Here is a 13,008-nt window from a genome sequence, read left to right as displayed (position 1 = left end):
CCTTGCGGTGCTCAGGCGTGGGCGGCAGTGCCGGACACTGGCTCATCGTCGAGCCAATCGATACGGTCCATCTTGCGCACCAGCACGAACTCGTCGCGGTTGGTGCCGATGGTTCCGTAGTAGTTGAAGCCGTAGCTGTATTGCGCGTAGCCGCCAATCATGTGGGTGGGCTTGAGCACGATGCGCGTGACCGAGTTGTGAATACCGCCACGGGTGCCGGTGATCTCGGAGCCGGGGGTGTTGATGATCTTCTCTTGCGAGTGGTACATCATCACCATGCCGGGGTTCACACGCTGGCTCACCACCGCGCGGGCCGCAATGGCGCCGTTGGCGTTGAAGAGTTCGACCCAGTCGTTGTCCACAATGCCGGCGACCTTGGCGTCGTCTTCACTGATCCACACCACCGAGCCACCCCGGTTCAGCGTGAGCATCATCAGGTTGTCGCTGTACGTGCTGTGGATGCCCCACTTCTGGTGCGGCGTGATGAAGTTCAGCGCGATCTCGCGGTTGCCGTTGGGCTTCTTGCCCTCGACTTCTTCCAGCGTCTTCAGGTGCACCGGTGGGCGATAGCTCACAAAGCCTTCGCCGAAGTCACGCATCCACGGGTGATCCTGGTAGAACTGCTGGCGGCCCGTGAGGGTGCGCCATGGGATGTACTCGTGCACGTTGGTGTAGCCGGCGTTGTAGCTGACCTTTTCGCTTTCCAGGCCCGACCAGGTGGGCGAGCTGATGATCTTGCGCGGCTGCGCCTGGATGTCACGGAAGCGGATCTTCTCGTCCTCGCGGTGCAGCGCCAGGTGCACGTGGTCACGGCCGGTCTGCTTGCCCAGGGCCTCCCATGCCTTGCAGGCCACGTGGCCGTTGGTCTCGGGCGCCAGCATCATCACCACTTCGGTGGCGTCAATGTCGCTCACGATGCGGGGCATGCCCTGCGTCACGCCCTCTTCCTTCACGCGGCCGTTCAGGTCGCCCAGCTGACCGACTTCAGTTTGGGTGTTCCAGCCGATGCCCTTGCCTCCGTTGCCTGCCTTATCCATCAGCGGGCCGAGGGCCGTGAAGCGTTTGTACAGGTTGGGGTAGTCGCGCTCGACCACGGTGACCTGGGGCGCCGTCTTGCCGGGGATGAGTTCGCACTCGCCCCGCTTCCAGTCGCGCACGGCGTAAGGCTGGGCCATTTCGCCTGCCGTGTCGTGCATGATGGGCGTGAGCACCACATCCTTTTCCACGCCCAGGTGGCCCACGCTGACCTCGCTCACGGCCTTGGCGAAACCCTTGTAGATCTCCCAGTCGCTCTTGGCCTGCCAGGCAGGGTCCACCGCCGTGGACAGCGGATGGATGAAGGGGTGCATGTCGCTGGTGTTGAGGTCGTTCTTCTCATACCAGGTGGCTGTGGGCAGCACGATGTCCGAATACAGGCAGGTGGTGCTCATGCGGAAGTCGAGCGTGACCAGCAGGTCCAGCTTGCCTTCGGGTGCGTTGGTGTGCCACTGCACTTCCTCGGGCTTGGCTTCGTCCTTGCCCAGGTCCTTGCCCTGCACGCCGTGGGTGGTGCCCAGCAGGTGCTTGAGGAAGTATTCATGCCCCTTGCCCGACGAACCCAGGATGTTGGAGCGCCACACGAACATGTTGCGCGGCCAGTTGGACGGATGGTCGGGGTCCTCGCAGCTCATCGTGAGCGTGCCGTCCTTCAGCGACTTGACGACGTAATCCTTCGCATCCATGCCCGCTGCAGCGGCATCCTTGGCCACCTGCATGGGGTTGGTCTTGAGCTGGGGTGCCGATGGCAGCCAGCCCATGCGCTCGGCGCGCACGTTGTAGTCGATCTGCGCGCCGTGGTAGGCCTTCTTGTCAGCCAGGGGCGAGAGGATTTCCTCCATGCCCAGCTTCTCGTAGCGCCATTGGTCCGTATGGGCGTAGAAGAAGCTCGTGCTGTTCATCTGGCGGGGTGGGCGGATCCAGTCCAGCGCAAAGGCCAGCGCGGTCCAGCCGGTCTGCGGGCGCAGCTTCTCCTGGCCCACGTAGTGCGCCCAGCCGCCACCGCTTTGGCCGATGCAACCGCACAACATCAGCATGTTGATGATGCCGCGGTAGTTCATGTCGCTGTGGTACCAGTGGTTCATGGCCGCACCGATGATGACCATGGACTTGCCATGCGTCTTGTCGGCGTTGTCGGCAAACTGGCGCGCCACGGTGATGATCTGGTCGCGCGGCACGCCGGTGATCTTCTCCTGCCAGGCGGGGGTGTAGGGGCGGTCGGCGTCGTAGCCGCCACCGGGCACCTCGCCAGGCAGACCGCGGTCGACGCCGTAGTTGCCGGCCAGCAGGTCGAACACCGTGGCCACCATCACGCGGCCCTGGGCTTCGTGCCCGGCCAGCTCCAGGTGGGACACCGGTACACGGCGCACCATCACGTCGCCGCCTTGTTCGTTGGCCGTGAAGTTGGGCGTTGCCACGCCGCCGAAGTACGGGAAGGCCACATCGGCCACCTCGTGCGCCTGCGCTCCGTCTTCGATGACCGACAACTTCAACTTGACGGTATTGGCCGTGCGCGCGTCCTTGTCTTCCAGATTCCACAGACCCTGGTCAGCGCGTCCGTCCGCGCCCCAGCGGAAACCGATGGAGCCATTGGGCAGCGTGACCTGGCCAAGCTCGTCATAGCCCACGGTTTTCCAGTCGGGGTTGTTGGACTGGTCGAGCTGGCCGGGGAAGTCGCTGGCGCGCACATAGCGGTCGGGCACCATCACCGTGCGGCCGTCGGGCAGCGTCTTTTCCTTGAGCACCACCAGCAGCGGCAGGTCGGTGTAGCGGCGGGCGTAGTCATCGAAGTACGCCGAACGCTTGTCGAAGTAAAACTCCTTGAGGATCACATGGCCCATGGCCATGGCTACGGCGGCGTCGGTGCCCTGCTTGGGGTGCATCCACAAATCGCCCAGCTTGGCGACCTCGGAATAGTCGGGCGTGATGGACACGACCTTGGTGCCCTTGTAGCGCACCTCGGTCAAGAAGTGCGCGTCGGGCGTGCGCGTCTGGGGCACGTTGGAGCCCCAGGCAATGATGTAGGAGCTGTTGTACCAGTCGGCCGACTCGGGCACGTCGGTCTGCTCGCCCCAGGTCTGCGGGCTGCTGGGGGGCAGATCGCAGTACCAGTCGTAAAAACTCATGCACACGCCGCCAATGAGGCTCAGGTAGCGGCTGCCAGCGGCATACGAAATCATCGACATCGCCGGAATGGGCGAGAAGCCGATGATGCGGTCGGGGCCGTGCTTCTTGATGGTGTACACGTTGGCCGCAGCGATCATCTGGTTGACTTCGTCCCAGGTGCTGCGCACGAAGCCACCCAGGCCCCGCTGCTTTTGCCACTCGCTCTTGGCCGCGTCGTTCTCGACGATGCTGGCCCAGGCGTCCACCGGGCTCTTGGCCAGCAGCAGCGCGGCGCGCCAGTGCTTGAGCAAACGCCCGCGCACCATGGGGTATTTCACGCGGTTGGCGCTGTACAGGTACCAGCTGTAGCTGGCGCCGCGCGCGCAGCCGCGGGGCTCGTGGTTGGGCAGGTCCGGGCGGGTGCGGGGGTAGTCGGTCTGCTGGGTTTCCCAGGTCACGATGCCGCCCTTGACGTAGATCTTCCACGAACACGATCCCGTGCAGTTCACGCCGTGCGTGGAGCGCACGATCTTGTCGTGCGCCCAGCGGTCGCGGTAGGCGTCTTCCCAGGTGCGGTCTTCGCCGTTGGTTTCGCCGTGGCCTTGTGCAAAGGTCTCACGGGGCTGCGAGAAGTACGAAAGGCGATCGAGGAAATGGCTCATCGGGGGCTCCTTTATCTGTTCGGTGTGCGGGGTGTCAGCAAGGCATCTCGGCCTGCTTGCGGGCGTAGTACCACCAGGTCAGCACGATGCAGACGAGGTAGAACGCGAAGAATGTCCACAGCGCCGCGTGGGGGCTGCCGGTCAGGGCAATCGAGCTGCCATAGCTCTTGGGAATGAAGAACCCGCCGTAGGCAGCCATGGCGGCCGTAAAGCCCAGCGTGGCAGCGCCCAGGGTGTTGCCCTCCTTGTTGGCCTGTGCCACGGCAGCGGGGTTGTGGGTGTCCACGCCGCGCATGGCTTCGGTCAGGAAGATCACGGGGATCATGCGGAAGGTGGAACCGTTGCCGATACCGGTGGTGAGAAACAGCACCAGGAAGCACACGAAGAAGCCTGCAAACTGCCCCTCATTGCCTTCTGAGGGCAGGAAGAACGTGACGCCCATCACGGCGATCGCCATGACGATGAAGTTCCACAGCGTGACGCGTGCACCGCCCAGCTTGTCGGCGAGCCAGCCGCCAAAGGGGCGGATCACTGCGCCCACCAGCGGGCCCAGCCAGGCATACGCCAGCGGGTTGATGCCGGGGAACTGGCTCTTGATGAGCAGTGGAAAACCTGCGGCGTAACCGATGAACGAGCCGAAGGTGCCCAGGTACAGCACACACATCAGCCAGTTGTGCTTGCGCCTGAAAATGGCGGCCTGCGCGGCAAATGACGCCTTGGCATCGGCAATATCGTTCATGCCAAACCACGCGGCCAGCGCCGTGATGGCGATCCACGGCACCCAGATGAAAGCCGCGTTCTGCGTCCACACCTGCACAGTGTTGCCGTCCTTCACGATGGTCTGGCCTTCACCGCCGAAGATGCCGAATATGCCGGCGGTGACCACCAGCGGGCTCAGGAACTGCACCACCGACACGCCCAGGTTACCCAGGCCGGCATTCACGCCCAGCGCCGAGCCCTTGCGCTCCTTCGGAAAGAAGAAGCTGATGTTGGCCATGCTGGAGCTGAAGTTGCCGCCGCCCAGGCCGCACAGCAGCGCCAGGATGAGCATGGTGGGGTAGGCCGTGGTGTTGTCCTGCACCGCAAAGCCGATGCCGATGGCGGGGATCAGCAGGCTGGCGGTGGAGATCGCCGTCCAGCGGCGGCCACCGACGAGTGGCACCATGAACGAATAGAAGATACGCAGCGTGGCGCCCGACAGCGCGGGCGCTGCGGCCAGCCAGAACAGCTGGTTGGTCGAGTACTTGAACCCGAGGCCCGGCAGGCTCACGGCGACCACGCTCCAGACCTGCCAGATGGCGAAGGCCAGGAACAGTGCGGGCACCGAGATCCACAGGTTGAGCTTGGCGATGGCTTCGCCTTCGCGCTCCCAGAACGATTTGTCCTCGGGGGCCCAGAGGGTGAGCAGACGCCCCTGGCGCCTGCTGGCGGGTGTGGCTGACATGGTGGTTCCTTGGAAATTGAGGGTTCAGCGAGGCGCAGTCGCGGCGGTGGCGGCGGTCTGTGTGCCCATGAGATCGGTGCGGCGCACCTCGGTGAAGTACATCCAGATCAGCGAGACCCACACCACGCCATACATCAGCATGAAGGCGCTGGAGCGGATGCCGGTGAGGTCCATCAGAGCGCCGAACAGGATGGGCAGGATGAAGCCGCCCATACCGCCAGCCAGGCCCACGATGCCGCTGATGGCGCCGATGTTCTGCGGGTAGTCGTCGCTGATGTACTTGAAGACACTCGCCTTGCCGAAAGCCCAGGCGATGCCCAGCAAGAACATGAGGCCGGTGAACATGTACACATTGAGGCCGATGTGGAAGGTCTTGGGGCCGTTGACGGTGACGATGGTGAAGTCGGTCTGCGGGTAGCTCAGCAGGAACAGGCAGATCCAGCTCACCCACATCACCCACCAGGTCACGCTGTGCGCGCCGTACTTGTCAGAGAGCATGCCGCCGATGGCACGCAGCACGCCGCCGGGCAGCGAGAAGCAGGCGGCCAGCAGCGCGGCCACGCGGATGTCGAGGCCAAACTCGCCCACGTAGTACTGCACCATCCACAGCGACAGCGCCACATAGCCGCCGAACACGATGCTGTAGTACTGGCAGTACTTGAGCACCTTGGGGTCCTTGAGCGCCTTGAGCTGGTCGGTGAACTTGACATTGCTGGGCACCAGATGGGCCGGGTCGCTGTAGCTGAAGCACCAGAACAGCACCAGCGTGCCCAGCATGATGGCCGCGTACACCTGCGGCACCATGGTCCATCCGAAGGCCACCAGAATCACCGGCGCCACGAACTTGTTCACGGCCGCGCCCGAGTTGCCCGCACCGTACACGCCCATGGCCGTGCCCTGGCGGTGCTTGGGAAACCAGCGCGCCACATAGGGCGTGCCGACCGAGAACGAGCCGCCGGCCAGGCCGACGAACAGGCCGATGGTGAGGAAGTGCCAGTATTCGGTGGCGTAGCCCATCATCCAGATGGCGGGCACGGTGGTGGCCATGACCGCGGTCATCACGATGCGGCCACCGTACTTGTCGGTCCAGATGCCGAGCGGCACCCGCACCAGCGAGCCCGTGAGCACGGGCATGGACATGAGCAGCCCGAACTGTGTGGAGTTCAGGTCCAGCATCTTCTTGATGGGGATGCCGATGACGCCGAACATCATCCAGACCATGAAGCACACCGTGAAGGCGAAGGTGCTGACGATGAGCACCGACCAGGCCTGGCGGGTGCGCTGCGGGCTGTCGCCCGGGGGCAAGGGGGTGGAGGCCATTGCGCGGTTCCTGTTCTTCTCTTTTGCGTAGGCTGTATGGTCGGTTTTCCGGACCGCCGTGAACATCCTCCGCAAGCACATCTGCACCGCAGCAAAAGAACTAGTCCGCACAGGCCAGGCAGCAGGTGCGCATCGTTCGAAAGAACTATGGTCTGCAAAGCCGGGGCAGCTGCCGCACGCAGGCAGCGCGCACACCAACGCATCCGCCCCCCCGGCCAGGGAGCGGATTTCAAGCCAAAACAGGCTCCAGCGCTTTGTGGTAAAGCGCCAATAGCTACATATTTAATAGCAAATGAATGCTGCGGGCCTTGGCTGGTACGGCCCGCAGCGCAGGGCCGCTACTCCGTGCGCTGGCGGTCCGACGCGTAGACCGCCGCCTGCACGCGGGAGCTCAGTCCGAGCTTGCGCAGGATGTGCTGCACGTGGATCTTCACCGTGGTTTCGGCGATGTCCAGCGCGCGCGCGATTTCCTTGTTGCTGGCGCCGCGGGCAATCTCGCGCAGCACGTCTTCCTCTCGGGGCGACAAGGGCGCCGCACCGCTGCCCGCCTCCGGCAGCGGCGCCGGGGCTGTGGCCGGGGCGGCCATGAGCGCGGCGGCCTCGGCCACACCTTGCGACTGGAATGCCGCCACCAGCTTGCCCATGAGCTCGGGGCTCACCACGGGCTCACCGCGCGCTGCGCGGCGGATGGCCTCGGCCAGCAGGTCGCCATCGATCGTCTTGAGCAGGTAGCCCTGTGCGCCGTTGCGCAGCGCGGCCGCCAGGTCCTGGGCATCCTCGCTCACGGTGAGCATGAGCACGCGCGACGCGGGCGCCACTTCGCGCAGGCCCCGGATGGCATCCACACCCATCACGCCGGGCAGGTGGTTGTCCATGAGGATCACCTGGGGCTGCAGTTGCGGCGCCAGACGCAGGGCCTCGGCAGCGTCTCCCGCCTCGCCCACCACCTGCAGGCCGGCATCCTGGCCCAGCAGCGCGATCAGCCCGCGACGGAACAGCGTGTGGTCGTCCACCACCAGCAGCGTGACCGGGGGCTGCTGCCCGGCATCCGGATCGGCAGCGGGGGGCGGAGAAACGGAAAGATGGGTGCTTGTTGTCATGTCGTGGGCGTGGGCACCCTGGCCGCAACAGCCGGGGGTGCAAAGACGGTGTCGGTACCGGCACTGCCGGGGGCGCGACCCGCCACCATATCACCGGAAGATGGCACAACCGGCGTGCTCGCGGCGTTCACCGTGGGCAGCTCGATGCACACGCGGGTGCCCTGGCCGGGCGAGGACTCCACCTGCAGCACCGCGCCCACGCGCTGGGCCCGCTCGCGCATGATGCCCAGGCCCACATGCAGCGAATCGGGCGGCACGGTGGCCACGTCAAAGCCGCGACCGTTGTCCTGCACCTCAAAACGCCAGCGCGGGTGGCGGTGCATGCGCAGGTCCACCCGCGTCGCACCGGCGTGCTTGCGCACGTTCGACAGCGCCTCCTGCACCATGTGCAGCACCTGGATCTGCAGGTCCGAAGGCAGCGGCAGGCCATGGCCCTCCATGCTGAGCGTGGTGGCCATGCCGGTCTGGTGTTCAAACTTGGACAAGGTGGCGCGCAGTGCAGATTCGATGTCCTCATCGCTGGTGCGGGTGCGAAAGTGCACCAGCAGCTCGCGCACGTCGGCATAACACTCGCGCACGCCCTCTTCCAGCTCGCCCATGCTGCGGTCGCGCTTGACCGTGTCGCCCCGCGCCACGGCATCGCGCAGCAGCTGCGTCTGGATCTTGAGGAAAGCCAGGGATTGCGCAATGGAGTCGTGCAGCTCCCGCGCCAGCATGCTGCGCTCTTGCGCCACCGCCGCCTCGCGCTCGAGCGCGGTGGCGCGCAGCCCTTCCATGGCGCTGGCCAGGTGGCGCGTCATGGCTTCTAGCAGCTCGCGCAACTCGTCGGTCATCTCCACCGGCGAGCGAAAGAACAGGTCCACTTCGCCCAGCACGCGCTGCTGCATCTGCACCGGAATGGTCACCATGGTTTCAAAACCCGCCTCGCGGCAGTGGGGCAGGGACAGCTGGGTGGACGGCGTGATGGGGATGACCCGCGTGCGGGCCTGGGCCTGGGCCTGGCCACACAGGCAGCTGCCGGTGTGCAGACAGTGCTCGCCCTCGGCCATGCTGCGGGGCAAGCCGTCTGCTGCCAGCAGCACATAGCGTTCGTTGGCCTCGTTGGACCAGCGCACTGCGGCGGCGTCGGCCCCCGCCACTCGGCGGATCTGCCGCACAAAGCCCTGGGCCAGCAGCTCCAGGCTACCGGCGGTGGAGGCCAGCGCGCTCACCTCGTACAACGCCGCGAGGCGCTGGTTCTGCACCGCGATGCTGGCGGTCTTCTCGCGCACCTTGTGCTCCAGCCCGTCATGGGACGCCTGCAGCGCATGCGCCATGAGGTTGAAGCCCGCCGAGAGCTGGCCGAACTCGTCGTCTGTTTCGACAGGCAGCCGCGTTCCCAGCTCGCCCTGGCGCAGGCGTGTCTGGGCCTGCTGCAGCCGGGCCACGGGGTTGATGACCAGCAGGTAGCTCACGGCCATGAAGGTCATGGCCGCCACGATGGCCACGGCCATCATGAACAACTGGAACAGGTGCAGCGCTGCGGTCCAGCCGGCGATCTGAATCTCGATGGCGTCCACAAAGCCATCGACTTCCTGCACAAATGCGTCGGCCTGTGCCAGGGTCTGCGCACGGCTGGGCGGGGGCGCAACCACCCAGTCGCTACGGGCCTGCGCCCACTGGCTGCGAATGGCCTCAAAACGGGCGCTGGTCTCATCGCTCCAGGGCACGAACAGGGGGCGCGAAGGGTCGCCCGTGCGCAACAGGTCGAGGCTGGCGTCGAACTGAAGCACTCGGTCGCGCACCGCCTCCTGGGGTTCGGTCTGCAGCACCAGCACCATGCGCAGCATGTTCATGCGCAGGCGGCCCGCTTCGTTGACGGCGGCGGCGCCGCCTTCCAGCTTCCAGGTGACCCACAGGGTGAGGCTGATGGACGTGAGCGCCACCAACAGAAAACCCGCACCCATGGCCAGTAGCTTGGTGGTCAGGGTGGGCTTGGCGCGCATGGGCGCAGTGTAGGCAGGGGGCATACCCGCATTCTTGACCTGCATCAAGTCTGAAGCCCTTAGCATTTACGCCATGACCGCCCCCAAAACCCCGACGCCAGCCCCTCAGAACCCTACCCGCGCCCCCTGGCGCCCGGCGGTCGCGCTGGCCCTGGCGGTGGTGCTGGGTGGTTGCGGCGCGCTGGGCACCGCGCCGCACGCAGGGCCCATGCGCTTGTCTACCGCCGCTTGGCCCGGCGCCCTCGCGGCCCTGTTGCCTGCCGATGTACTGCTGCTGGGCGAACAGCACGACGCGCCAGACCACCAGCGCCTGCAGCAGGGTGCGGTGCAATGGCTGGCGGCGCGGGGGCAGCTGGCCGCCGTGGTGCTGGAGATGGCCGAGAGCGGCCACGGCACCCAGGCCCTTGCCCCGGACGCCACCGAAGCCCAGGTACAGGCCGCGCTGCACTGGAACGACGCCGCCTGGCCCTGGAAGGCCTATGGCCCCGTGGTGATGGCCGCCGTGGCCGCCGGTGTGCCTGTGCTGGGCGGCAACCTGCCCCGCGCCCGCATGAGCGCAACCATGGGCGAAACAGCCTGGGACCAGCACCTGCCCGCGCCCGCGTTGCAACGCCAGTACGAGGCGCTGCGCGAAGGCCATTGCGGCCTGTTGCCCGAATCGCAGATGGCCCCGATGGCGCGCATCCAGATCGCGCGCGACGCCAGCCTGGCCCGCAGCGCGCTGCAGGCGGTGCGCCCGGGGCAGACCGTGCTGCTGCTTGCGGGCGGCGGCCATGTGATGCGCGACCGGGGCGTGCCCACGCACTGGCCCGCAGATTTGAGGTCAAAAGTGCTTCTGGCACAAGCTGGTCAAGCGCAATCAGCTATCAAAACAGAAGTGGATTCCGTGGTGCAGACCCCTGCCCTGCCACCCCAGGATCACTGCGCCGCGCTGCGCCAGCGGTGGCAGCAGGGTGGGCGCGCGGGCGGGTAAGCGGGCCGCGCCAGCGCCACCGGCGCTCAGCCTCCAGCGCCGCGCTGTTCGCCCAGCAGCGCAGCAAACGCGTCGGCTGGCAGGGGGCGGCTGCACAGGTAGCCCTGGTAGGTGTCGCAGCCGCGCTCTTCCAAGAACGCCAGCTGGCCCGGGGTTTCAACCCCCTCGGCCAGCACCGCCATGCCCATGCTGTGGCCCATGGCGATGATGGCGGCACTGATCGCCATGTCATCTTCGCTTTGCGGGATGTCGCGGATGAAACCCTGGTCGATCTTGAGCACATCGATGGGGAAACGCTTGAGCTGCGCCAGCGATGAATATCCGGTGCCAAAGTCATCCACCGCAATGCGCAGGCCCAGCGCGCGCAGCCGCATCAGCACCTGGCGCGCCTCGTCGGTGCGTTCCGCCAGGGCGGTTTCGGTGATCTCCAGCTCCAGCGACTCGGCCGGAAAGCCCGACTCCGCCAGCGCACTGGCAGCGCAGCCGGCCAGGTCGGTCAGGTGGAACTGCCGTGGCGACACGTTCACCGCCAGCGTGATGGGCTGCAGGCCTTCGGCGCGCCACTGCTGGCCCTGGCGGCACACCTCGCGCAGCACCCACTCGCCCAGCGGCCCGATCACCCCCGAAGTCTCGGCCACCGGGATGAAGCGGGCGGGCGATATCAGCCCCTCCGCCGGGTCGTTCCAGCGCACCAGCGCCTCGGCACCCAGGATGCGGCCGGTGGCGATGTCCACCTGGGGCTGGTAGTACATCTGCAGGTGGCCCTGGGCCAGCGCCAGGCGCAGGCGCGACTCCAGCGCCAGCCGCTCGCGGGCGGCCTGCGTCATCGCCTCATGGAAAAAGCACCACGCCCCCCGGCCCTGTGCCTTGGCGCCGTACACCGCCGCGTGGGCGCCCTGCAGCAGCAGCTCTTTGCTGCCCGCGTGCTCGGGGAACATGCAGATCCCCACGCTCGCGCCCGCCACCACTTCAAACCCGTCGGGCGAACGCCAGGGCTCGGCCACGGCCGCTATCAGGTGCCGCGCCACGGCGGCGGCGCCCTCGGCATGGCGCAGGTCGCGCGCCACCACGGCCAGCTCGTCGCCCGCCAGGCGGCCCAGCACGTCGCCGGGCCGCAGTGCCGACTGCACCTGCCGCGCAATGTGCTTGAGCACCTCGTCGCCGATGGTGTGGCCGTAGCTGTCGTTCACGTCCTTGAAGCGGTCGAGGTTGAGCAGCAGCACCGCAAAAAGCTCCCCGCTGATGCTGGCCTCCTGCACCACCTGCTCGAGCTGCTGGCCGAACCACGCACGGTTGGACAAACCCGTGAGGGCATCGTTGTGCGCCAGAAACTCCAGCTGCTTGCGCTGGGCCTTGTCTGCGGAAATGTCGGTGAACATGCACACGTAGTGCGTGATCTGGCCTGCCGCGTCGCGCACGACGGAGAGCGACATGTGCGCGGGAAACACCTCCCCGTTCTTGCGCCGGTTCCAGATCTCGCCCTGCCAGTGGCCTGTGTGCCGCACCACGCCCCACATCGCGTCGTAAAAGCTCTTGTCGTGCCGGCCCGACTTGAAGATGCGCGGCGTCTTGCCCAGCAGCTCCTCCTCGGTGTAGCCCAAGAGGCGCGTGACGGCGGCGTTGACCGACAGGATGCGGCTTTGCGCATCGGTCACCACCACGCCCTCGATGGTGTTGTCCACCACCGTGGCGGCCAGCCGCTGGCGCGCCTCGCTGCTCTTGAGCGCAGCCCGCGCGGCCTTGATCTCGTCCAGATCCTGCACCACGCACACGAGGTGGGCAGGCTCGTCGCCCGCCTGCGGAACCATGGTGACCGTGAGCAGCACCGGCACGCGGCTGCCATCGCCCGGGCGCAGGCACTCGCGCTCTTCCACGAAGTGGGCGATCGTGCCCTCCACCAGGCGCGCCAGCAGAATGCGGGCGCGCTCCAGATCGGGAGGGGGCATCACGTCCCGCACACTCAGGGTGAGCAGGTGTTCCAACGAGACGCCCAGCAGCCCGCACAGGCGGCCATTGGCCCAGAGGATCTGGCCGTCCAGCGCCACGCGCGCAAAACCGGCAGGGGCGTGGCGCACGATCTGCGACAGCTCCTGCGCCATGGCCATGCGCACCCGCTCGGCCCGCCGCATGCGGCGCAGCAACCACCAGGCCAGCAGGGCGGTGAAGGCGACGTAGCCCCAGCCCTTCCAGGTCTGAAAATGCGTGAGCGCCTCGGGGTCTCTGACCCAGTGGATGAGCAGGGCATCGCCCACAAACACCCAAGCCACCCCCACCACCAGGTACAGCAGCATCCCCTGCCACGGGAGCAATTTGGAGGCGTAGCCTGGATTGTCCATCGACCTTTTCCTGTTCCCCGCGCGTTCCACGCACCACAGGCCATGCT

Annotated in this window: 7 protein-coding genes; 1 reads left to right on the top strand and 6 read right to left on the bottom strand. The window is 66.6% G+C overall.

Annotation, left to right across the window (positions count from 1 at the left end; genetic code table 11):
- Positions 1-11: 11 nt before the first annotated feature.
- The 5 genes from AAFF19_RS03530 to AAFF19_RS03510 form a co-directional block, all read right to left on the bottom strand.
- Positions 12-3,803, bottom strand: coding sequence for a nitrate reductase subunit alpha (locus AAFF19_RS03530; RefSeq protein ID WP_342721327.1), 3,792 nt, complete (start codon positions 3,801-3,803; stop codon positions 12-14).
- Between the two features lie 34 nt (positions 3,804-3,837).
- Positions 3,838-5,247, bottom strand: a complete 1,410-nt coding sequence (locus AAFF19_RS03525) for a NarK family nitrate/nitrite MFS transporter (protein ID WP_342721326.1) — start codon at positions 5,245-5,247, stop codon at positions 3,838-3,840.
- A 24-nt stretch (positions 5,248-5,271) separates the two neighbouring features.
- The gene (locus AAFF19_RS03520) at positions 5,272-6,567 is read right to left on the bottom strand and encodes a nitrate/nitrite transporter (RefSeq protein WP_342721325.1); all 1,296 of its coding nucleotides are present in this window, start codon (positions 6,565-6,567) and stop codon (positions 5,272-5,274) included.
- Positions 6,568-6,905: 338 nt separating this feature from the next.
- Complete coding sequence (locus AAFF19_RS03515) at positions 6,906-7,667, bottom strand: response regulator (RefSeq protein ID WP_008907119.1); 762 nt, start codon at positions 7,665-7,667, stop codon at positions 6,906-6,908.
- The gene (locus tag AAFF19_RS03510) at positions 7,664-9,652 is read right to left on the bottom strand and encodes a type IV pili methyl-accepting chemotaxis transducer N-terminal domain-containing protein (protein ID WP_342721824.1); all 1,989 of its coding nucleotides are present in this window, start codon (positions 9,650-9,652) and stop codon (positions 7,664-7,666) included. Before AAFF19_RS03510 ends, AAFF19_RS03515 begins: the two co-directional genes overlap by 4 nt.
- Positions 9,653-9,725: 73 nt before the next feature.
- On the opposite strand from AAFF19_RS03510, the gene AAFF19_RS03505 reads away from it, so the two are divergent.
- Entirely contained in the window at positions 9,726-10,625 is a 900-nt protein-coding gene (locus tag AAFF19_RS03505; protein ID WP_342721324.1) for a ChaN family lipoprotein, read from the top strand.
- A 26-nt stretch (positions 10,626-10,651) separates the two neighbouring features.
- Here the strand turns inward: AAFF19_RS03505 and AAFF19_RS03500 are convergent, their stop codons facing one another.
- Positions 10,652-12,961, bottom strand: coding sequence for an EAL domain-containing protein (locus tag AAFF19_RS03500; protein ID WP_342721323.1), 2,310 nt, complete (start codon positions 12,959-12,961; stop codon positions 10,652-10,654).
- Positions 12,962-13,008: the final 47 nt, after the last annotated feature.

Origin of the sequence: Acidovorax sp. FHTAMBA (genome assembly GCF_038958875.1) — a bacterium.
Lineage (GTDB): Bacteria > Pseudomonadota > Gammaproteobacteria > Burkholderiales > Burkholderiaceae_C > Acidovorax.
Note: the sequence above shows the minus strand (reverse complement) of the source record. Positions and strands in the feature narration are given on the sequence as shown.